Origin of the sequence: Pseudomonas sp. NFX224 (genome assembly GCF_048565165.1) — a bacterium.
In the GTDB taxonomy this organism is placed as follows: Bacteria; Pseudomonadota; Gammaproteobacteria; order Pseudomonadales; family Pseudomonadaceae; genus Aquipseudomonas.
On sequence record NZ_CP183416.1, the window covers coordinates 379,338 to 400,752 of the forward strand.

17 protein-coding genes are annotated in these 21,415 nt (G+C 61.3%); 10 read left to right on the top strand and 7 right to left on the bottom strand.

The window, feature by feature from the left end:
* Positions 1-19: 19 nt before the first annotated feature.
* Complete coding sequence (locus ACNYC6_RS01590) at positions 20-4,906, bottom strand: NAD-glutamate dehydrogenase (protein ID WP_419710773.1); 4,887 nt, start codon at positions 4,904-4,906, stop codon at positions 20-22.
* Positions 4,907-5,422: 516 nt separating this feature from the next.
* Between ACNYC6_RS01590 and ACNYC6_RS01595 the strand changes: the two genes are divergently transcribed.
* From ACNYC6_RS01595 to ACNYC6_RS01640, 10 genes are all read left to right on the top strand, one after another.
* On the top strand, positions 5,423-5,776 hold the full coding sequence (locus ACNYC6_RS01595) for a hypothetical protein (protein ID WP_419710774.1): 354 nt from the start codon (positions 5,423-5,425) through the stop codon (positions 5,774-5,776).
* A 292-nt stretch (positions 5,777-6,068) separates the two neighbouring features.
* A complete protein-coding gene (locus ACNYC6_RS01600; RefSeq protein WP_419710775.1) occupies positions 6,069-7,028 on the top strand; it encodes an AAA family ATPase in 960 nt (319 codons plus the stop codon).
* Between the two features lie 5 nt (positions 7,029-7,033).
* Positions 7,034-7,978 carry a DUF58 domain-containing protein gene (locus tag ACNYC6_RS01605; protein ID WP_419710776.1) on the top strand — a complete coding sequence of 315 codons (945 nt, stop codon included), beginning with the start codon at positions 7,034-7,036 and terminating at the stop codon, positions 7,976-7,978.
* On the top strand, positions 7,975-8,469 hold the full coding sequence (locus ACNYC6_RS01610) for a DUF4381 domain-containing protein (protein WP_419710777.1): 495 nt from the start codon (positions 7,975-7,977) through the stop codon (positions 8,467-8,469). Before ACNYC6_RS01605 ends, ACNYC6_RS01610 begins: the two co-directional genes overlap by 4 nt.
* Positions 8,462-9,541 (top strand): vWA domain-containing protein, encoded by a 1,080-nt coding sequence (locus ACNYC6_RS01615; RefSeq protein WP_419710778.1) that lies wholly within the window; start codon positions 8,462-8,464, stop codon positions 9,539-9,541. The genes ACNYC6_RS01610 and ACNYC6_RS01615 overlap by 8 nt, the downstream gene beginning before the upstream one ends.
* Entirely contained in the window at positions 9,538-11,277 is a 1,740-nt protein-coding gene (locus ACNYC6_RS01620; protein ID WP_419710779.1) for a tetratricopeptide repeat protein, read from the top strand. Before ACNYC6_RS01615 ends, ACNYC6_RS01620 begins: the two co-directional genes overlap by 4 nt.
* Positions 11,274-12,914, top strand: a complete 1,641-nt coding sequence (locus ACNYC6_RS01625; protein WP_419710780.1) for a BatD family protein — start codon at positions 11,274-11,276, stop codon at positions 12,912-12,914. Before ACNYC6_RS01620 ends, ACNYC6_RS01625 begins: the two co-directional genes overlap by 4 nt.
* 151 nt (positions 12,915-13,065) lie before the next feature.
* Entirely contained in the window at positions 13,066-14,310 is a 1,245-nt protein-coding gene (locus ACNYC6_RS01630; RefSeq protein ID WP_419710781.1) for an exonuclease SbcCD subunit D C-terminal domain-containing protein, read from the top strand.
* Entirely contained in the window at positions 14,307-17,948 is a 3,642-nt protein-coding gene (locus ACNYC6_RS01635) for an AAA family ATPase (RefSeq protein ID WP_419710782.1), read from the top strand. The genes ACNYC6_RS01630 and ACNYC6_RS01635 overlap by 4 nt, the downstream gene beginning before the upstream one ends.
* Positions 17,945-18,541: a glutathione S-transferase gene (locus ACNYC6_RS01640; RefSeq protein WP_419710783.1), complete on the top strand. Its 597-nt coding sequence runs from the start codon at positions 17,945-17,947 to the stop codon at positions 18,539-18,541. The genes ACNYC6_RS01635 and ACNYC6_RS01640 overlap by 4 nt, the downstream gene beginning before the upstream one ends.
* A gap of 119 nt (positions 18,542-18,660) precedes the next feature.
* Here the strand turns inward: ACNYC6_RS01640 and ACNYC6_RS01645 are convergent, their stop codons facing one another.
* The 6 genes from ACNYC6_RS01645 to ACNYC6_RS01670 form a co-directional block, all read right to left on the bottom strand.
* Complete coding sequence (locus ACNYC6_RS01645; RefSeq protein ID WP_419710784.1) at positions 18,661-18,918, bottom strand: hypothetical protein; 258 nt, start codon at positions 18,916-18,918, stop codon at positions 18,661-18,663.
* The gene (locus ACNYC6_RS01650; protein WP_419710785.1) at positions 18,915-19,127 is read right to left on the bottom strand and encodes a hypothetical protein; all 213 of its coding nucleotides are present in this window, start codon (positions 19,125-19,127) and stop codon (positions 18,915-18,917) included. Before ACNYC6_RS01650 ends, ACNYC6_RS01645 begins: the two co-directional genes overlap by 4 nt.
* Before the next feature lie 115 nt (positions 19,128-19,242).
* Positions 19,243-19,368, bottom strand: coding sequence for a hypothetical protein (locus tag ACNYC6_RS01655; RefSeq protein ID WP_419710786.1), 126 nt, complete (start codon positions 19,366-19,368; stop codon positions 19,243-19,245).
* Positions 19,369-19,576: 208 nt separating this feature from the next.
* Positions 19,577-19,756: a hypothetical protein gene (locus ACNYC6_RS01660; protein WP_007941320.1), complete on the bottom strand. Its 180-nt coding sequence runs from the start codon at positions 19,754-19,756 to the stop codon at positions 19,577-19,579.
* Between the two features lie 156 nt (positions 19,757-19,912).
* Positions 19,913-21,082, bottom strand: a complete 1,170-nt coding sequence (locus ACNYC6_RS01665) for a lactonase family protein (protein WP_419710787.1) — start codon at positions 21,080-21,082, stop codon at positions 19,913-19,915.
* The gene (locus ACNYC6_RS01670) at positions 21,075-21,368 is read right to left on the bottom strand and encodes a DUF5629 family protein (protein ID WP_419710788.1); all 294 of its coding nucleotides are present in this window, start codon (positions 21,366-21,368) and stop codon (positions 21,075-21,077) included. Before ACNYC6_RS01670 ends, ACNYC6_RS01665 begins: the two co-directional genes overlap by 8 nt.
* Between the last annotated feature and the right edge of the window lie 47 nt (positions 21,369-21,415).

Consider the following 21,415-nt stretch of genomic DNA (forward strand, 5'->3'; position numbering starts at 1 on the left):
TTTTTCATTCAACGCCTGATCAGGCCGCCGGTTCCAGCTCGGCGGCGACAGCGGCAGGCACTACCGCTTGACCGCTCAACGCCAGGTCCAGCAACTCACGGTTGGCCACTGCATACATGGCGTAGTCAGTGCCGCTGGCGGCACGGATTTCCACCAGCATGGCACGCCAGCGCTCGATCATGCTGCCGTGCTGCCCCATCCACAGCGCCAAACGTGCTTCCACGTCCTGGGTGCCGTCGCCCTGTTGCAGGACCGAGATGGTGATCGCTCGTTGCTGCCAGTCCACATCATCACGGAACGCTTCACGGGCCAGGGCCTGCCAGTTGTTTTCAACCGGCAGAGCGCTGATCTGCTGCATGTACCAGGTGATGTCCAGCGCGCTGCCCACGGCGAAGTAGGCCTTGGCCACTTCGGCCGGATCCTGGCCAGTCACGTCGGAAGCCTCGATGATCGGCAGCAGGGTGTACAGGTGCGAAGTACCCGCCACCATGCGCGCCAGCAACTCCGGCACACCGGCTTCGACATACGCCTGATAACGAGTCTGCCAGGTGTCGCGGATCTCGCCACTGAGCAACTCGTCGAGCTTGAGACCCAACTCTTTCAGGTGCGGACCGAAGTGCGCGACGTCACGGGCAGCGTTCTGCTCGTTGCGACGGGCACGCAGGAACCAGCGTGTGGCGCGACGGCCCAGACGCATCAGCTCGTCCATCAGCTCTAGCTGCACGTCGGCGGAAACCTGGTAGTCCAGGTTCTCGATCTGACGGAACCAATGCGGGAGGTGGAAAATGTCGCGCACGATCACGTAAGCACCGGCCACGTTCGCCGGGCTCATGCCGGTCGACTCTTTGAGTCGTTGAACGAAGGTGATGCCCATGTGGTTGACCAGGTCGTTGGCGATCTGGGTGCTGACGATTTCGCGCTTCAGGCGGTGACGGCGCATGGCGGCGGAGAACTTGCTCACCAGGGTCGGCGGGAAAGCGGTTTCCATGTCGCGGGTCAGGTAGTCGTCATCCGGCACCAGGGAGCCCAGCAGCTGCTCCTTGAGGTCGATCTTGCTGTAGGAGATCAGCACCGACAGCTCGGCACGGGTCAGGCCATGACCTTCGGCGACGCGCTCGTTGAGTGCGTCTTCGGCAGGCAGGAACTCGATGGCGCGATCCAGCTTGCCGCGACCTTCCAGATCGTTCATCAGGCGCTTGTATTCGGCAATCCGCGGCAAAGCGCGACGGGCTGCCAGGGACAGGGCCTGAGTCTGCTTGTAGTTGTTGCCCAGCACCAGGTTGCCGACTTCGTCGGTCATGCTCGCCAGCAACTGGTTACGTTGCTTGTCGGTCATGTCACCGGCCTGAACCACTTCGTTCAGCAGGATCTTGATGTTCACTTCGTGGTCGGAGCAGTCCACACCACCGGCGTTGTCGATGAAGTCGGTGTTGGAACCGCCGCCATTGAGGCCGAATTCCACACGACCCAGTTGGGTCATGCCGAGGTTACCGCCCTCGCCCACGACTTTGCAGCGCAGTTCGTTGCCGTTCACACGCAGTGCATCGTTGGCCTTGTCGCCGACATCGGCGTGGCTTTCGCTGCTGGCTTTCACGTAAGTACCGATACCGCCGTTCCACAACAGGTCCACCGGCGCCTTGAGCAAGGCGTTGAGCAGTTCGGTCGGGGTCAGTTTGTCGGCCTTGATGTCGAAGCGTTCCTGCATCTGCGGGGAAATCGCGATGCTCTTCGCGCTGCGCGAGAAGATGCCGCCGCCTTCGGACATGATGCTGGTGTCGTAATCCGACCATGCCGAACGTGGCAGGTCGAACATGCGTTGACGCTCGACGAAGCTGGTCGCCGGGTTCGGGTTCGGGTCGATGAAGATGTGCAGGTGGTTGAACGCAGCGACCAGTTGCAGCTTGTCGGACATCAGCAAGCCGTTACCGAACACGTCACCGGCCATGTCGCCGACGCCTACTACGGTGATGCTGTCTTCCTGGACATTGATGCCGCGCTCGCGGAAGTGGCGCTGTACGCCGACCCACGCGCCCTTGGCGGTGATGCCCATTTTCTTGTGGTCGTAACCGGCCGAACCACCGGACGCGAACGCGTCACCCAGCCAGAAACCGTAGTCGATGGCAATGCCGTTGGCGATGTCGGAGAAGGTTGCAGTGCCCTTGTCCGCCGCCACCACCAGGTACGGGTCATCGTCGTCATGACGCACGACGTTGGCCGGCGGCACCAGGGCGCCGTCTTTCAGGTTGTCGGTGATGTCCAGCAGGCCCGAAATGAAGATGCGGTAGCAGGCGATGCCCTCGGCCGCGATCTCGTCACGGCTGCCGCCCAGTGGCAGGCGACGCGGCAGGAAGCCGCCCTTCGCACCCACCGGCACGATGACCGAGTTCTTCACTTGCTGGGCTTTTACCAGGCCCAACACTTCAGTACGGAAGTCTTCTTCACGGTCGGACCAGCGCAGACCACCACGCGCCACGTTACCGAAGCGCAGGTGCACGCCTTCGACGCGCGGCGAGTACACGAAGATTTCGAACTTCGGCACCGGCTTCGGCAGTTCAGGGATCAAGTGCGGGTTGAACTTGAAGCTGAAGTACGACTTGTTCTGGCCGTTGGCGTCGGTCTGGTAGAAGTTGGTCCGCAGGGTCGCTTTGATCAGATCAAGGTAGCGACGCAGGATGCGGTCTTCGTTGAGCACCTGAACGTCGTCCAGCGCGGTCAGGATCGCGTGTTCCAGACGCTGCTCGAGATCGTCGCTGCTCAGCTTGCGCGCCAGGTAGAAGCGGGTCTTGAACAACCGGGTCAGCTCGCGAGCGATGTCGGTGTGGTTGTTCAGGGTGCTGGCGATGTAACCCAGGTCGAAGCCCAGACGGATCTGCTTCAGGTAACGGGCGTAAGCACGCAGCAGCGCAACGTCACGCCATGGCAGGCCGGCGGTCAGTACCAGGCGGTTGAACGCATCGTTCTCGGCATCGCCACGGACGATGTGGACGAACGCGTCCTGCAGGGTGTCGTTGAGTTGCTGGATGTCCAGGTCCAGGCCTTCGGCAGCCGTGAACGCGAAGTCGTGAATCCAGAACTCGCGGCCATTGTTGTGACGCAGGCGATACGGGAATTCACCCAGCACGCGCAGACCGAGGTTTTCCAGGATCGGCAGTACGTCGGACAGTGCCAGCGGGGTATCGGCGTGGTACAGCTTGCAATGCAGCTCACGCTGACCGGACACCTGGCCCAACGGCTGGTAGAAGCTCATCACCAGTGGATTTTTTTCGTTGAGGCTCAGCAGGTGCTGCATGTCGACCACGGCCGAATGCGCTGCGAAACGCTCGCGATAACCGGCCGGGAAGCCTTTCGGGAAGTCCGCCAGTACGTTGGTGCCGTTGGCTTCGCCGAAGCTTTCGACAGTCAGGGCCGAGTAGTCGTCCTGCCAGCTGCGGCAGGCCTGCACCACTTCTTTTTCCAGCTGCTGCGGGTCGATGTCGATGCGGTTTTTCGGGTCTACGCGCAGGATCAACTGCACGCGCGCCAGCACGGACTCGGAGAAGAAGGTCCAGAACTCGCAGTCCGAGGCTTTCAGGCGATCCATCAGCACTTGCTGGATCTTCTGGCGCACTTCGGTGGAGTAGATGTCACGCGGCACGTAAGCCAGGCAGTAGCAGAAACGGCCGTACGGGTCTTTGCGCAGGAACACGCGGATCTTGTTGCGCTCCTGGATCTGCACGATCGACATCACGGTGCTGAACAGCTCGTCCACCGGGGTCTGGAACAGATCGTCGCGCGGCAGCACTTCAAGTACCTGGGCCAGTTCCTTGCCCAGGTGAGCCTTGGCCTGGAAGCCGGAGCGGCGCTCGATTTCCGCGACCTTGCGGCGGATGTACGGGATGACCCGCACGCTCTCGCCATACACCGACGAGGTGTACAGGCCCATGAAACGGCATTCCTTGATGACCTTGCCGTCGGCATCGATTTCACGGATCGACACGTAATCCGGGTAAGCCGGACGATGTACACGGCTTGGGTGCGCGGCCTTGGCGAACGACAGCAGCGTCGGTTCGCGCAGGTAGTTCACGGCGTAGTCTTCGATGCGCAGGTCATCGTAGGTCAGGCCGGCGCGCAGCAGTTTGGTCAGGCCAAGGAAGGAATCCTTGTCATAGGCGATGTGCCCGCCATCGGCTTCATCGCTGACCACGAACTCTTCGTAGCCGAGGAAGGTGAAGTGGTTGCCCACCAGCCATTCCAGGAAGCTCTTGATTTCGTTCTTCTCGTCGGCATCGACGGCGAAACGGCTGTTGTCCAGGTTGGTCAGGATTTCCTGGACCTTGGCTTTCATCGGTTCGAAATCGCCCACCGCGACGCGTACTTCGGCGAGCACTTGCTCCAGCTCTTTGGTCAGTACGTTCAGTTCAGCGGTGTTGGCGCAACGGTCGATTTCCAGGTACATCAACGACTCTTGCAGCACGTCGTCGCCCTGGGTGCCTTTGGGCAGGATTTCCAGCAACTCGCCCTTGCTGCCGCGACGCACGCTCAGCACGGTGGTTTGCAGGGTGTGGATGCTGTAGCCGCGACGGTTCAGTTCGGTGCGCACCGAGTCCACCAGGAATGGCAGATCGTGGTGCAGCACTTCGACCGCGGTGTGGGTCGACTGCCAGCCGTGGCGTTCGTAATCGGGGTTGTAGACGCGCACTTGCGGTTGCGCGTGATCGAAGCGCTCAAGCAGGCGCCACGCAGAAAGGGTACAGCCAGCGAGGTCGGACAACCGACGTTGGGTCAGTTCATCCAGGGAAATGATGCCGAAGAATTGTTCAGCGAACAGCGCCACTTGTGGCAGTGCCTGTTCACTGATGTGCTGCGCCAGTGCCGCTTGCAGTTGGTGCTGGAAGTCGGCTTTGCTGGCTGCGGTGAAGAACGCCATCTGTGGTACTCCGCTTGGGCTTGTTATTGATGGAAGCGTCGCGCGAAACCCCTTTCGGGGCTACGTTTCAAAGCTAGCCGTCACCCTGTTCCTGATTCTCGGGCAGAGGAAACAGGGTGACAGGTGGGTGAAGCTAGACGAGACACTCGGGTCACATTCACCTTCCGTGAATGGGCATCTGCAAAAACGACTGGGCTGCGTGCAGCGCAATGTCTTTACAGGTACTCATCCGTTGCGCAGCTTAACGAGTGCGGCAAGGCCCGTGCTTGCGGTGCTGCGACATATTCGGTCAACGGTACGCAGCGCGGCAGCGGCGCATCGGATAACACTAGCAGCCGTATGGTGTTTTGGCCGTTTTATGCCCGAATTTCCGGCACATCCGTACCAGAAATGACCAGCAACACTAACGCCGTTTACAACACGTCCACTGATACTCGGACGAGCATAAATATGCGAGGGCTGGCAGAATCGCCCATTGTTCGCCTTTTACAACGCTCGTCGAGCCAGGAATCCCCCATGCAAATGACCACCGCCCTCTTGATCGTCAACCCGTGCGACGACGAGGAAGACAACATGGCCATGCTCTGCTGCCACAGCGACAAGGGCGAGATGTTCCTGATGAGCCGCTATCCGGACGAAGACGAGCTGGAAATCACCCTGGATGGCGAGCCTTCGACCCTCGACGGTGTGAAGGTCACGCTGAGCGCCACCCTGCTGAAGATCGAAATCGCGGCGGCGGATGCCGATGCATTGAATGGGGATGATGTGCTGGAGATCACCTTCAACCCGGACATGGTGGATATGGATGAGGTTGCAGAGACCCTGAAGAACATTCTCGATGGGACTGGCACCTTCATTAGCGAAGTTTAATGGCGTCTGGATGGGCCTCATCGCTGGCAAGCCAGCTCCCACAGTCACCGATGTGTCGCACAGATATCATGTACACCGCCAATACCTGTGGGAGCTGGTCTGCCAGCGATGAGGCCCTGGCGGTCACTTCAAGACTGTTGCTCAACAAAAAATCCAACCAATCTCCCGACCCTTTCCCCCACTTTGCACAAAATGCCGTTAGTCGCCGCCCCCTGCGATGGATTAAAGTAACGCCCCCAGCCCTGGCGTATTACGCACGCCCTTGGCCACCCTTTTGCAGGAACAGTCATCGATGGAACATCGTGAAGCGCTGCTAGCGCTGCGAACCTTTCTTTCAACGCAGATTCTCGGCCAGGAAAAACTCATCGAGCGTTTGCTCATCGCCCTGCTTGCCGACGGCCACATGCTGGTCGAGGGCGCTCCTGGTCTGGCCAAGACCAAGGCCATCAAAGAACTCGCCGAAGGCATCGAAGCCCAGTTCCATCGCATTCAGTTCACCCCCGACCTGCTGCCCGCCGACATCACCGGCACGGAAATCTATCGTCCGGAAACCGGCAGTTTCGTGTTCCAGCAAGGGCCGATCTTCCACAATTTGGTGCTGGCGGACGAAATCAACCGCGCCCCGGCGAAGGTTCAGTCAGCGCTGCTCGAAGCCATGGCCGAGCGCCAGGTCAGCGTCGGGCGTAGCACCTACGAGTTGTCGCCGCTGTTTCTGGTGATGGCGACGCAAAACCCTATCGAGCAGGAAGGCACCTATCCGCTGCCCGAAGCCCAACTCGACCGATTCCTGATGCATGTGAAAATCGGTTTCCCCGACTCGGCCGTCGAACGCCGCATCCTTCAACAGGCTCGCGGCGAAGCACTCAACGGCGAGACCAAGCCCGAGCGCCGGGTCAGCCAGCAGGCGATTTTTGCCGCACGCAAGGAAATCCTCGGTTTGTACATGGCCGACGCCGTGGAGGAATACCTGGTGCAGTTGGTCATGGCCACGCGCACCCCGGCCAAGTTCGACCCGGAAATGGCCGAGTGGATCGCCTACGGCGCCAGTCCTCGCGGTTCCATCGCCCTCGACCGTTGCGCCCGTGCCCACGCCTGGCTCGCCGGGCGCGACTTCGTCAGCCCGGAAGACATTCAAGCGGTGCTGTTCGACGTGTTGCGCCATCGCATCATTCTTTCCTTTGAAGCCGAAGCCGCCGGCATCGACCAGGACCGGGTGGTCCAGCGGATTCTCGACGTCGTAGCCGTCGCTTGAGTCCGATGAACGCCAATCTGCCGCCCGAACCGGGCATCCGCATCACGCTCGCCGAGCTGATCGAGATGCGCCACCGCGTGCGTGAAGTGCAGCTGTTTTCCACGCCAAGCCAGCGCAGCCCGCTGATTGGCCTGCACCACTCCAAGCTGCGTGGCCGTGGCGTGGATTTCGATCAGGTGCGGGTCTATCAGGCCGGCGACGACGTGCGCACCATTGACTGGCGCGTCACCGCGCGGACCCAGGAGCCGCACACCAAGCTGTTCCATGAAGAACGTGAACGACCGATTTTCATCATGGTCGAGCAAAGCCGTCGGCTGTTTTTCGGCTCAGGACTGATGTTCAAGTCGGTACTGGCCGCCCAGGCCGCGAGCCTGATCGGCTGGGCCGCGCTCGGGCATAACGATCGGGTCGGCGGACTGGTGTTCGGCGACAACGAGCACTACGAAATCAAACCCCGGCGCAGCAAACAAAGCCTGCTGCAACTGCTCAACCGTCTGGTGCGGGTCAATCAGTCGCTGCACAGCGAAAGCGAGCCTGACCGCGACGCCTTCGGTATTGCCCTGCGTCGCGCCCGGGAGGTATCGCGTCCGGGCAGCCTGGTGTTTGTGATCTGCGACGAACGCGCCCTCACGGAAAGTGCCGAGCAGCAGTTGAGCCTGCTGTCACGGCATTGCGACCTTTTGCTGTTGCCGCTGTCCGACCCGCTCGATCACGCCTTGCCCGCCGCCGGCCTGCTGCGTTTCGCCGAGCGCGGAGCGCAACTGGAACTCGACACGCTCAATTACGACCTGCGCCAGACTTATCGCGCCCAGGCTGAAGCTCGGGTTGCCCGATGGGAATTGCTCGCACAGAAGCTGCGGGTGCTGCTGATTCCCCTGAGCACCCAGAGCGAGATGGTCGAGCAATTGCGCGACTACCTGAACCCGCAGAAACCGGGGAAAGCTCGATGAACGGCCTCGAGCAATTACAACCGCTGATTTCCCCGCCTCCAATCGCCTTCTGGCCGCCAGCACCAGGCTGGTGGTTGCTGCTGTTACTGCTCCCTGTCATCGGCTTCGGCCTGTGGAAACTGCGGCGCTTCATCCCGCAGAAACGCCGCATCGTGCGAGCCGAACAGCCACTGGACCCGGCGCGCCTTGCCGCGCTGGCAGAACTCGCACTGATGCCCAAGCCCTACGACGGCGCCCCCGCCGGCGCCTGGCTGCAGCAACTCAACGGCCTGCTCAAGCGCCTGTGCCGCAACCATTACCCGTACAGCCAGAGCCACACCCTCAACGGACGCAAATGGCTGGCCTTCCTCGACAACCGCTGCCCGGCAGCCGGCCTGACGCGCTGGATGGTGCTGGTCGAAGGCGCCTACAAACCCGAATGCAAACTCGACGACAAGGCGATTGCCGGCCTGACCCAAGCGGTCGAAACCTGGATTCGCAAACATGTTTGAGTTCGCCTGGCCGTGGATCTTCGTCCTGTTGCCGTTGCCGTGGCTGATGCGCCTCGTGCTGCCGGTGGCCGACAGTGGCGAACCGGCGCTCAAAGTCAGCTTCCTCAGCGACCTCGAAGGCCTGGCCCGGCGCCGCGCCCGGGCCAACCTGCCGGCCTGGCGCCAACAGGCACCGTTCCTGCTGTTGTGGCTGATGCTGCTGAGCGCCGCCGCGCGTCCGCAATGGCTCGGCGAACCGTTGCCGATCGCTGCCAGTGGTCGCGATCTGCTGGTGGCGGTGGACGTGTCCGGCTCGATGGATTTCCCCGATATGCAGTGGCAAGGCGAAGACGTCAGCCGCCTGGCGCTGGTGCAGAATCTGCTCGGTGATTTCCTCGAAAGCCGCGAAGGTGATCGGGTCGGTTTGATCCTGTTCGGCAGCCAGGCTTACCTGCAAGCGCCGCTGACTTTCGACCGACGCACCGTGCGCATCTGGCTCGATGAAGCGCGCATCGGCATCGCGGGCAAGAACACCGCCATTGGCGATGCGATTGGCCTGGGCCTCAAACGCCTGCGACAGCGCCCGGCGCAAAGTCGGGTGCTGATTCTGGTGACTGACGGTGCCAACAACGCTGGCGAAATCGACCCGCTGACCGCCGCGCGCCTGGCGGCCAAAGAAGGCGTGAAAATCTACCCGATCGGCATTGGTGCCGATCCGGATCAAACCGGCTCCCTGGGTTTCCTTGGCATCAATCCGAGCCTGGACCTCGACGAACCGGCCTTGCAGGCGATCGCCGACGCCACTGGCGGCCAGTATTTCCGCGCTCGCGACGGCAAGGAACTGCAAACGATCAAGGACACCCTCGACCGACTGGAACCCGTGACCCAGCAACCAACCCAGGCCCGTCCGGCCCAGGCGTTGTATCACTGGCCACTGGCAACGGCGTTACTGCTCAGCATGTTGCTGGTTGCCCGCGTGCTTTGGCCGGACAACCCGTTGCAGCGTCTGTTTACCAAGGATCTGTTTTTGCAATCGCAAATGCCTGACTGGCGCCAGCGCCTCAAGCGCCTGCGTCTGCGGAGACGCCGATGAGCGAGCTCTGGCCCTTCTGGTTCCGCCCTTTTTGGCTGCTGTTGTTGCCGCTGCTGGGCTGGTTGCTGTGGCAACTCTGGCATCGACAGAAACGCGCCGGACGCTGGCAGATGATTCTGCCGCCGGCCTTTCATGCGACGCTGCTGCGCGGTGGCAGCGGCCGCGACAGCAAACTGCCTTGGGTGGCGCTGGGTGTGGCGTGGCTGCTGACGATTCTCGCGTTGCTGGGGCCGAGCTGGGAGCGTGTCGAGCAAATCAGCCAGAAGCCCGCCGACCCCTTGGTGGTCATTCTGGAACTGACCCCGGAAATGCTCGCCACCGACGTTCAGCCCAATCGGCTGGAACAGGCCCGGCGCAAACTCTTCGACGTGCTGCAGATTCGCAGCGATGCGCAAACCGCCATCGTGGTCTATGCCGGCAGCGCCCACACGCTGGTGCCGCTGTCGGACGACCTGGCCACCAGCCGAAATCTGCTGGATGCACTCAAGCCTTCGCTGATGCCTGAAGCCGGCCATCGCGCCGATCTGGCAGTGATCAAGGCCTTGTCCCTGCTGGAGCAAGCGGCATTGGGCGACGGCCGGATCCTGCTGATCGGTTCGTCGCTGACGGATCAGGAACGCCAGGGCATTCGTCGCGCACTGAGCGGCAAATCCACCCAGTTCCTGATGCTTGGCATCGGCACCGCCGAAGGCTCGCCGATCACTCAGGAGGACGGTAGCTTCCTCAAGGATGAACAGGGCGCAATTCTGGTGCCGCATCTGGACGAGCCCGGCCTCAAAGCCTTCGTCAATGATCTGGATGGACGCTATCGCCACGCGCGCCTGACGGACAGCGATCTGCGTGGCCTCGGCCTGCTCGACGGCCCGCGCCATCTGCGCAACGACGGTCAGACCCTGCGCCTCGACACCTGGGCCGACCAGGGTTACTGGCTGCTATTGCCGCTATTGCTGCTGGCGGCATGCGCCGGTCGTCGCGGCTGGTTGCTGTGCCTGCCGCTGCTGTTGGCGCTGCCACAACCGAGCTATGCCTTCGAATTCCAGGACCTGTGGTTGCGTCCCGACCAACAAGGCCTGCACCTGCTCAAGCAGGATCGCCCGGCCGAGGCCGCGCAGCACTTCGAAGATCATCAGTGGCAAGGCGTGGCCCTGTACGAGGCTGGCGATTACAGCGCTGCCGCCCAGCGGTTCGCCGAAGGCAACGATGCCCACGCCCACTACAATCGTGGCAACGCCCTGGCCAAGAGCGGTGAGCTGGAGGCTGCGTTGGATGCGTACGAACAGGCACTTGAACGACAACCGGACTTGCGCCCGGCATTGACCAACAAGGCACTGGTGGAAAATCTGCTCAAGCAGAAAACTGCGCCACCGGCTACCGAACCGGACAAGACCGCCGACGAAACCACCAAGCCCTCTGAACAGGAACCACCACCGGGCGATGCGGCGCAACCGTCGACTGCCGGCGAACCGAAAACCGCCGACCAACAGGCCGGCCACGAAACCGGCGAACCGTCGACAACACCGCCACGCCCTGGCGCCAATGAAGTCCCGGGCAGCGAACTGGGTGACGAACAACACACCACGCCCCCCATGCGCCCGGTCGGCGACAGCATCGAAGGCGAACAGCAGCAGGCGCTGGAGCAATGGCTGCGGCAGATTCCGGATGATCCGGGGGAATTGCTCCGACGCAAATTCTGGTACGAACAGCAACAACATCAGGATCAGGGAAAAACTCGATGACCCGCTTCACCGCCTTCATGTTCGCCACATTGTTGTGCACCTTCCAGGTCCACGCTGCGGAGCTGGTCGCCAGTGTCGACCGCACGCGTCTGAACTCCGGCGAGACGATCGAACTGACCCTGGAATCCAACGACGTGACGCAGTTCGGCAAGCCTGACCTGACGCCGCTGGAGCCACTGTTCGAAGTCCGCGGCACCCGTCAGGTCAACCAGCTGAATACGCTGAATGGCGACAACCGCGCCACCACCCGCTGGATCGTCACTCTGCTGCCGCTGCACAACGGCAGCGTGGTGATCCCGTCGCTGAAACTGGGTGACAACCAGAGCCAGTCGATCACCGTGCAAGTGATCGAGAGCGAGACCCAGGAAAACACCCACAAGCAGGCACCGGTGTTCATCGAGGCGAGCCTCGATCAAAACAGCGTGTACGTGCAGGCCCAGGCGCTCCTCACCCTGCGCATCTACCATTCAGTGTCGCTGTACGACGACAGCAGCCTGCCACCGCTGCAAATCCCCGACGCACGCATCGAACAACTGGGCGACTCGCGCACCTACGAGAAAGACATCAATGGCGTGCGGCACGGCGTAATCGAAATGCGCTACGCCATCTACCCGCAGCACAGCGGCGAGCTGATCATTCCCGGGCAGATCTTCAATGCCGCGTTGGTGGACGCACAGCCCGCGCCGAGCAGCGCATCGCAGGCGCCGAAGTCCGGCAAGCTGATGCGTGTCAGCTCTGGCGAACTGCTGCTGACGGTCAAGCCCAAACCCATCACTTACCCCGCTGACCTGCCTTGGCTACCGGCGCGCAGCCTGACGCTCAGCGAGACCTGGAATCCGGAGCCGGAACACGTTCAGGTCGGTGATTCCCTGACCCGCAGCCTGACGGTGCAGGCCGAGGGCCTCGCCAGTACGCAACTACCGCCGATGCCCGGCACCGAAGCCAGTGGCTTGCGCCGCTATCCGGATCAACCGGTGCTGGATAATCAGAACAGCGAGCGTGGCCTGGTCGGCAGTCGCGAAGACCGCGAGGCGCTGGTGCCTTCCCGTAGCGGCTCGATCGAACTGCCGTCAGTTGAAGTGGTCTGGTGGAACACGTTCGAAGACCATCTGGAACACAGCAGCCTGCCCGCCAGAACCCTGCAAGTGGCGGCCAACCCTAGCCTGATGGTCGACACGCCGGCCGGCACCTCACAACTCAACGCCGCCGCCGACAGCGAAACGCTTTGGCGCTGGAAGCTCAGCACGCTGATCCTGGCGTGCACCACCCTGCTCGGCTTCGGCCTGTGGTGGCGAGCGCGCTGGCAACCGGCAATCCTGCGCGCTGCGCAAACCGGCCCGAGCCCGCGCACCGTGCTCGACGAACTCAAGCGCGCCTGCCAGGCCAACGACTCCCACGCCACGCGCCAGGCCCTCGACGCCTGGGCCCGGCAACAACCGGAAACCCTGGCCGACATGGCCGCCCGCTTCGTCCCGCTGTCCGACGCCCTCGACGGCTTGAACGGCGCGCTGTACAGCGAAACCGGCCAGCACTGGCAAGGTGAAGAGCTGTGGCGGGCAATCCGCACGATCCCGATAGCCGAACGCGTCCAGGACCCGGTCGGCGACAGTGGCTTGCCGCCGCTGTACCCTAAATAACCACATTCCTTGTAGCAGCTAGCGAAGCCTGCGTTCGGCTGCTACATAGTGCACGTGGCCACATCCGGGCTGTTTGCCAGTAAACTCTCCCCCCTTTCGCCGCTGTCATTTTTTCTCGCGGCCATCACCTTTTTATGTAGCGGAGTTCGCCTTGCGTCTGTTTCACACCTCCGACTGGCACCTCGGGCAGAACCTGCACGGGCAGGATCGCGATTTCGAGCACGGCTGTTTTCTCGACTGGCTGCTGCGTCAGCTCAAGCTGGATCAGCCCGATGTGCTGCTGATCGCCGGCGATATCTTCGACACGGTCAACCCGCCGGTCAAAGCCCAGGAACGCCTGTACGACTTCATCGTCAGCGCCCACGAACAGCAACCGTTGCTGACCATCGTGATGATAGCCGGCAACCATGATTCCGGCTCGCGCATTGAACTGCCCGCGCCGTTGATGCGCCGTTTGCGGACCCATGCGTTGGGCCGGGTGCTATGGCTGGACGACGGGCAACTCGACGCCGAACGCCTGCTGATACCGCTGCCGAACGCAAAAGGTAAAACCGTCGCCTGGTGTCTGGCGTTACCGTTCCTGCGCCCGGCCGAAGTCACGGGTGCGCATTTGGGCGACAATTATTTGCGCGGGATCGGTCAGGTGCACGAGTGGCTGATCGAGGCGGCCAACGCCAAGCGCAAGAAGGGTCAGGCGCTGATCGCCATCAGCCATGCGCACATGGCCGGCGGCTCGGTGTCGGAAGATTCCGAGCGTAGCCTGATCATCGGTAACGCTGAAGCCCTGCCCGCCAGCCTGTTCGGGCCAAGCATCAGCTACGTCGCCCTCGGCCACTTGCACAAACCGCAGAAGGTCAACGGCGAAGAGCGCATTCGCTACTGCGGCTCGCCGATTCCCTTGTCGTTCTCCGAGATCGGCTATCAGCATCAGATTCTCGACATCAAGCTCGATGGCGAAACCCTGGTCAGCGTCGAACCGAAACTGATTCCTCGCGCAGTCAACCTACAACGCGTCGGCCCGGCACCTTTGGCAGAGATCCTGCTGCAACTGGCGGATCTGCCGAACATCGACCTGCTGGCCGACTACCAGCGCCAACCGTGGCTGGAAGTGCGGGTGCGCCTTGATGAACCGCAACCCGACCTGCGCAATCAAGTGGAAACTGCCCTGCAAGGCAAGGCCGTGCGCCTGGTGCGCATCGCCGCCGAATACGCCGGCAACGGCAGTCGCGAAAGCGCCGAGGACGGTGTCGCGTTGATCGAGCTGGACCAGCTCACGCCTCAGGAACTGTTCAGCCGTGCCTGGCAGGACAACTACGGCAGCGAGGTCGATGAGCAAACCCTCAAGGACTTTGCCGAGCTGCTGCAAGACGTACAGCTGGAGAGCGAACAACCATGAAGATTCTCGCGATCCGCCTGAAAAACCTTGCCTCGCTGGCCGGGCCTTTTGAAATCGACTTCACGGCCGAACCGTTGTCCAGCGCCGGACTGTTTGCCATCACCGGCCCCACCGGTGCCGGTAAAAGCACCCTGCTCGACGCCTTGTGCCTGGCGTTGTTCGGCGCCGTGCCGCGCCTGAACAACACCGGGCGCGACGCCAAGGTGCCGGACGCCGACGGCGAGATCGGCACCGGCGACCCGCGCACCCTGCTGCGTCGCGGCACCGGCGAAGGCTATGCCGAAGTGGATTTCGTCGGCGTCGACGGGCGCCGTTACCGCGCGCGCTGGGAAGCCAATCGCGCCCGGGATAAGGCCGCAGGCAAGCTGCAAGCCAGTCGCCAGAGCCTGCGCGATATCGATCAGGATCAACTGCTGGCCAGCCAGAAAGGCGAATACAAGGCGCAGCTCGAGGCTGCGCTGGGGCTGAACTTCGAGCAGTTCACCCGTGCCGTGCTGCTGGCGCAAAGCGAGTTCAGCGCCTTCCTCAAGGCCGATGACAACGACCGCAGCGAACTGCTGGAAAAGCTCACCGACACGGCGCTCTACACCCGTCTCGGCCGTCGCGCCTTCGACAAGACCAAGGAAGCCCGCGAAGCCCACAAACTGCTGCAGGATCAGGCCAGCGGTGTCACGCCGCTCGCACCTGAAGCCCGGGCGGAACTGGATGAGCGTTTCAATGCGGCGCAACAGCAGCTGAAACGCCAGCAGGCGCAACTCAAGCAGCTGGAATTGCAGCACACCTGGCTCAAGGAGTTGAGTCAGCTACACGACGCGCAACACAGCGCCACCGAGCAATTGCAATCGGCACAGACCCATTGGCAAAGCCTGGACGGCGAGCGCCTGAAGCTGACCCGCCTGGAACAACTGGCGCCGCAACGACATCAGTTCGCCCGCAAGGCCGAGGTGGATGCGTTGCTGTCACCGTTGGCGGCGTTGATTGCCGGGCAAACCCGGCAACAGGGCGAACTTGGCAAACGTCAGACTGAACTGGAACAACAGATCGGCGCTGCGCGCATCGCCTTGAATGAAGCGCAACAGCGGCAGACCGACAGTGCGCCACTTTTGCGTCAGGCCTTCGAAGCACAGAGCACCCTCGCCCGCCTGGCCAAAGACACGGCCGTCAGTGCCGAAGCAATGCAAAGTGCCGAACAGGCCTGCGCCCAGGGCCAGAGCACGATTCAAAACCTGCTCGATCAGCAAACCCAGGTCACCGGGCACTTGCAGCGCATCGCCACCGAGTTGGAGCAAAGCGTCCATCTGGCGCCATTGAGCGATGCCTGGAATGCCTACCGCGATCGCCTGCAACAGTTGATGTTGATCGGCAATCGACTGAATAAAGGCCAGGCCGAACTGGCCAGCCTCGAACAAAACGCCACGCGCACGTCGCAAGCACTCACGACGCAGAAACAGCAACTGGAAGTGCTGTTCAAGGAAGCCGGCGCCGAACCAGATGCGGTCGCCGAGCAGATCGGCATTCTCGGCAGCCTGTTGCAGGACAATCGCAAGCAACTGCGCGCCATCGAAGACCTGACGCGGTTGTGGGCCAGCCAGCAGGAACTGGACAAGCGCGGCGCCGAGCTGCAACAACGCCAACTCAGAGCGCAACAGGAACGCGAGCGGCTGACTCAGGACGGGGTAAAAACCAAGGCTGAACTGAGTGTTGCCGAGCAGACCCTCAGCGTCACCCGCGAACTGCTGGAACGCCAGCGACTGGCGCGCAGTGCCAGTGTCGAAGAGTTGCGTGCGCAGTTGCAGGATGATCAGCCATGTCCAGTCTGCGGCAGCAACGAGCATCCGTATCATCAGCCCGAAGCGCTGTTGCAAAGCCTTGGCCGCCATGATGAAAGCGAACAGGCCAATGCGCAGAAAGCCGTCGACCTGCTCAAGGAAAAACTCACGGACCTGCGTGCTGAAGTCGGCGGCTTGATCGCCCAGCAAAAGGAGTTGCTGCAACAGCAGGAACAACTGGCGACCCAGCAACAAGCCCTGGCGCCAAGCCTTGAAGCGCACCCGTTGTCCGCAGCACTGCTGAACCAAGACGCCGACACACGCGACAATTGGCTCGCCCAGCAAAACAGCCAGTTGAACCAAAGCCTCACTCAGGATGAGCAGCGTCAAACCGCCCTGCTCACCCTGCAACAGGACGCAGCGCGCCTGACTCAGCAACTGCGCCACGCCGAAACCGCGCACCAGCAAGCGGCCCAGCACCTGGACAATCAGCAACGCGAACTCGGCAGCGACCGTGCGCGTCTGGACGAAGAACTCAACGCATTCGCCAGCCTGCTGCCCGCCGAGACGCTGGAGGCATTGCGTAGCGAGCCGGCGGCGACCTTCATGCAGCTCGACCGCCAGATCGCCGAGCGCCTGTCACAACTCGATCAACAGAAGGAAGAACTGGCCGAACAGCAACAGCGCCAGCAAACCCTCGAGAAGGAACAAGACCGGCAGCAAACCCGCGTGCAACAACTGCAAGTCGCCGGGCAACAGTTCAACGCGCTGGCTGAACAACAGCAGGCGAGTCAGCAAACACTCGCGCAGTTGCTCGGTTCACACAGCAGCGCCGAGCATTGGCAGCAGCAACTGGAACAAGCCGTGGAAACCGCGCGCGGTGCTGAAACCACGACCGCCCAGACGCTGCAAAGCGTACTCACGCAACAGGTGCAAATCGCCGCCGAACTCAAGGCACAGCAAGAACGGTGGGAAGCACTGCAAAACGAGGAACGTGATCTGGTCGGCAAAATCGCTGACTGGCGTGCCCGCCATCCGGAACTGGATGACGGCGGCCTCGAAGACCTGCTGCGGATCGACGACGCTCACGTCAGCGAGTTGCGCCAACGCTTGCAGCACGCCGAAAAAGCCGTCCAGCAGGCCAGCGTTCTGGTGCAGGAGCGCGACAAGGTTTTGCTCGATCATCAAGCGCAGCAAAACGGCAATCTCGAGGCCGAACAACTCGACAGCGCCCTCGCCGAATTGCAAAACCTGTATGCCGTCAGTGAGCATCTCTGCGCCGAACTGCGCGCCGAACAGACCGAAGACCAGCGCCGGCAGAATGCCAATCAGGCCCTGGCGCAACAAATTGCCGACGCCTACGCCGAGTTCCAGCGCTGGGCGCGCTTGAACGCGCTGATCGGTTCCGCCACCGGCGACACCTTCCGCAAGATCGCCCAGGCCTACAACCTCGACCTGTTGGTGCACCACGCCAACGTCCAGTTGCGGCAACTGGTGCGACGCTATCGCCTCAAGCGTGGCGGCAGCATGCTCGGCTTGCTGGTGATGGACACCGAAATGGGCGACGAACTGCGTTCGGTGCATTCGCTGTCCGGTGGCGAAACCTTCCTGGTGTCGCTGGCGCTGGCGCTGGGCCTGGCATCGATGGCGTCGAGCACGCTGAAAATCGAATCGCTGTTCATCGACGAAGGCTTCGGCAGCCTCGACCCGGAATCCCTGCAACTGGCGATGGACGCCCTCGACGGCTTGCAGGCGCAGGGGCGCAAGGTCGCGGTGATTTCCCACGTACAGGAAATGCATGAGCGGATTCCGGTGCAAATTCAGGTTCGTCGCCAGGGCAACGGCCTGAGCACCCTGGAGGTGAAATGAATACGCTGTACTCGTTCCGCCGCTGCCCGTACGCCATGCGGGCGCGCATGGCCTTGCGGTACGCGGAGGTTGCCGTGGACATTGTCGAAGTCAGCCTGAAGGCCAAACCCGCCGAGATGCTCGCATTGTCGAGCAAGGGCACGGTGCCGGTGCTGAGCGTCGAAGGCCGGGTCATCGATGAAAGCCTGGAAATCATGCGCTGGGCCGTGGCGCAGAACGACCCACAGGACTGGTTGTTCAAGGATGATCCGCAAGGACAAGCGCAAATCACCGCGCTGATCGAAGAGAACGATCACGCCTTCAAGGTGCATTTGAATCGTTACAAGTACGCCGAACGCTATCCGGAGCAACCGATGGAGGCTTATCGCGCCGAAGGCGAAGTGTTCTTGCGCAAGCTCGATGAGTTACTGCAAGGACGTGACTACTTGCTGGCCGACCACCCAAGCCTGGCCGATGTCGCGCTGATGCCATTCATACGGCAATTCGCCCATGTCGATCGCGAGTGGTTCGCGCAGACGCCCCATCGGCGTCTACAGGCCTGGCTCCAGCGGTTTCTGGAGTCAGAGTTGTTTACCGCCATCATGAAAAAATGACAGCACTGGCATTGTGGCGAGGGAGCTTGCTCCCGCTGGGCTGCGGAGCTGCCCCATTTACGACTGCTTCACAGCCGGACGGGAGCAAGCTCCCTCGCCACAATTAACTTCGCTGGTTCTTACGCCAACACTTCACACATACCGATCACCGAGCAGTCCACTTCGAACGGCCCGAAAAACCCGCTTTCAGGTTCGACCGGCGGGTTTCCGGCCAGCATGCCCATGGCCTTGGCGGTCTCGATGCTGCGCGCGATGTTGTGGTTAGCCTCCATAGCCCGTGCCACGCCGCCTATCGAACCTTGCCCGATCCCCAGCAAGGAAAATCCATTGGTGATGAAGGCCAGGAAGGCGATGATCAACAGCTTGCATCTGTTCATGCGCCGCCGACGCCTGCGAGATCAGCCTGATCGACCAACGCCTGTTGGGTGCGGTGTTCAAACTGGATGCCAGGATGGGCGACTTGAATCGGCGCTTTGAAGGTTTGTTGTGACTGCGGTGAAAGACTGATTATCAGCACCATGACCAGGTAAAGACTGATAGCCACATAGGCGCCGCGTTTAGCAGAAGTGATGATTGAATGGGCCATGATGAACTCCGTGGACATGTTTCAGAGTCCACAGAATCAATCAAAAAAGACCCGAGAACCAACGAGCCTCATCTATAGCGAATATCATCTTCGTTGATCATTAAACGAGACTATTTCAGTCTTCAATAAAGCTAATCATGCGCTCGCGGGCAGCGTCAGGTTCGCCGGAAATGGGCTCAGCAGCCGACAGAATCGGCGTGGAATAGAGGAACAGCAGCACCACGGCCAGACGCATAGTCATATTGTCGATCCTTTTCTTGAGAAGGAGTCAATAAATTCGCGTCAAATTTAAACCGATGGCCATGTGATATCAAGCAATACATTGATGGCAACTTGACACTGTCGCAAACGCGTTATGCAGGAGCGACATCACTTCAGCGCTTTACGAGGCGTCAAGACTCGATCGGCAAGTGACTTCGCTCCTGCATAAAGGGTGCAGGGAGGGACTTTCAGTGTTGGGCTTTGTGATCGAGCGCGGCGTAGAAGTTGGCGCTTTGTTGCAGGTATTTCTGGGTGTAGCTCTGGGTGTGGGATTTTTTGTCACTGATTTCAACGTTGGCACTGGCTGGCAATGCAACAGTGGCAGAAATGGCGGAAGCGGCGATTACGGAGAAAAGATTGAAGTTCATGTCGGTATTCCTCGGAGTCAGTTGGCTTGCTTGCCCGGTGGGGCCGTGAAGCAAACTTAACCCTCGAAGAACGAGGCCTTGAAATGCTTTGTAGCATTACCACATATCAGCCTCATTGATAGAAAGGCGCAGGCCCCGAAAACCGGGGCCTGCGGCCTATTGTCGCAGTAGAAACCTGAGATCGCTCGGCGCATCCATCGGCAGTTTTTGCACGGTTTTGCCCAGCAGACCGGTCTTGGCATCGCGCTCGACGACGACAATCTGGTTGCTTTTCTGGTTGGCAATCAACACGAACTTGCCACTCGGATCGAGGCTGAACTCACGCGGATGATCGCCCTCCACCGCTCTGCGTTGCAGTTCCTTGAGATGCCCGGTCGCCGGATCGATGGCGAACACCAGCAACTGATTGGCGGTGCCACGGTTGCTCACGTACAGAAATTTGCCGTCAGTTGATGTGTGCAACGCGGCAGCCGCTTTGTCGGACACGGGCTGACCGGCGGCCAGTTCGACCATTTGCGTCTGCTCAAGCTGGCCGTCCCGATAATCGAAAACGGCCACCTGGGCGCTCATTTCCATGGTCAGCCAGGCGTGTTTGCCATCGGCGCTGAACAGCAGATGGCGCGGACCGCTGCCGGCTGGCAACGGGACAAATGCCGGCGTGGCGGGAGTCAGCGGAAGGTCGGGATTGGCCTTGGGGTCGAAACGGTAGACAAACACTTTGTCCGCCCCCAGGTCATTGGAAAACACGAACTTGCCATCGGGCGAAGGGACCGTCGAATGCACATGGGCCGACATCTGCCGTTCGGGATTGACCCGGCTGGCCGGGTGGCTGTTCATCTGCACCACCGGTTTGAGCGTGCCATCGGCGCCGACCGGCAGCACCGCCAGGGTGCCGCCCGGATCTTCGGCCACCGAGTAATTGCTGACGAACAAATGGCTGGCATCCGCGCTGAGGCTCGAATGGGTCGGCTCGTTGCCCAGGCTCTGCACTTGATTGATCAGGGTCAGCTCATGGGTCTTGGGGTCGATGGCGTAGCTGCTGACGCGTCCTACCGGATCGGTTTGTCCCGGGCCATTTTCGTTGACCACGAACAGCTGTCGCTGATCTTTGGAAAGGGTCAGCCAGGACGGATTTTCGCTTTTGATCACTTGCAGCGGCTTGGCGTTGATCTGCCCGGTGGCACTGTCGAAATTAAGCCGATAGAGGCCCTGGCTTTGCCCGGCGGTGTACGAACCTACGAGCAATTGATAGTCATCGGCGAATGAGGTCTGAACGCCCATTGCGCCGATGCTGCCGGCCATCAACAAGGGCCAGAGCTTATTCATCCTCAGGTTCGTCGTCGTTGTCGCCGCTAATCACGTCGCCCAGGCACACCAGTCGGTGCTCGCCTGAATCACCGGTGATCAACCAGCTTTGTAAAGTGGTGTCGAAGGTAGCGGCCTGGACCTGCGCCGGGGTGAATTCCCAGTGTTTGGCCGCACGGCCATCCATGCATTCAATGTGCAGGTTGTCGAACTCATCGAGGGCGAATTCGAAGGCATGCAGCCCGTCGATTTCCACCATACCGCAATGTTCGAGGGCGTTGAGCAAGGTGTCGGTTGCAGCAGTCATGGCAGTCAATCTTTGAATGGGAAAGACGCAATGATAGCTCAATGTTC

Coding starts and splice junctions, on each gene's coding strand:
- ACNYC6_RS01620 (WP_419710779.1), top strand. CDS start 9,538: ATGAGCGAGCTCTGGCCCTTCTGGTTCCGCCCTTTTTGGCTGCTGTTG.
- ACNYC6_RS01670 (WP_419710788.1), bottom strand. CDS start 21,368: ATGACTGCTGCAACCGACACCTTGCTCAACGCCCTCGAACATTGCGGT.
- ACNYC6_RS01595 (WP_419710774.1), top strand. CDS start 5,423: ATGCAAATGACCACCGCCCTCTTGATCGTCAACCCGTGCGACGACGAG.
- ACNYC6_RS01610 (WP_419710777.1), top strand. CDS start 7,975: ATGAACGGCCTCGAGCAATTACAACCGCTGATTTCCCCGCCTCCAATC.
- ACNYC6_RS01655 (WP_419710786.1), bottom strand. CDS start 19,368: ATGACTATGCGTCTGGCCGTGGTGCTGCTGTTCCTCTATTCCACGCCG.
- ACNYC6_RS01590 (WP_419710773.1), bottom strand. CDS start 4,906: ATGGCGTTCTTCACCGCAGCCAGCAAAGCCGACTTCCAGCACCAACTG.
- ACNYC6_RS01635 (WP_419710782.1), top strand. CDS start 14,307: ATGAAGATTCTCGCGATCCGCCTGAAAAACCTTGCCTCGCTGGCCGGG.
- ACNYC6_RS01645 (WP_419710784.1), bottom strand. CDS start 18,918: ATGAACAGATGCAAGCTGTTGATCATCGCCTTCCTGGCCTTCATCACC.
- ACNYC6_RS01625 (WP_419710780.1), top strand. CDS start 11,274: ATGACCCGCTTCACCGCCTTCATGTTCGCCACATTGTTGTGCACCTTC.
- ACNYC6_RS01600 (WP_419710775.1), top strand. CDS start 6,069: ATGGAACATCGTGAAGCGCTGCTAGCGCTGCGAACCTTTCTTTCAACG.
- ACNYC6_RS01665 (WP_419710787.1), bottom strand. CDS start 21,082: ATGAATAAGCTCTGGCCCTTGTTGATGGCCGGCAGCATCGGCGCAATG.
- ACNYC6_RS01640 (WP_419710783.1), top strand. CDS start 17,945: ATGAATACGCTGTACTCGTTCCGCCGCTGCCCGTACGCCATGCGGGCG.
- ACNYC6_RS01605 (WP_419710776.1), top strand. CDS start 7,034: ATGAACGCCAATCTGCCGCCCGAACCGGGCATCCGCATCACGCTCGCC.
- ACNYC6_RS01615 (WP_419710778.1), top strand. CDS start 8,462: ATGTTTGAGTTCGCCTGGCCGTGGATCTTCGTCCTGTTGCCGTTGCCG.
- ACNYC6_RS01660 (WP_007941320.1), bottom strand. CDS start 19,756: ATGAACTTCAATCTTTTCTCCGTAATCGCCGCTTCCGCCATTTCTGCC.
- ACNYC6_RS01650 (WP_419710785.1), bottom strand. CDS start 19,127: ATGGCCCATTCAATCATCACTTCTGCTAAACGCGGCGCCTATGTGGCT.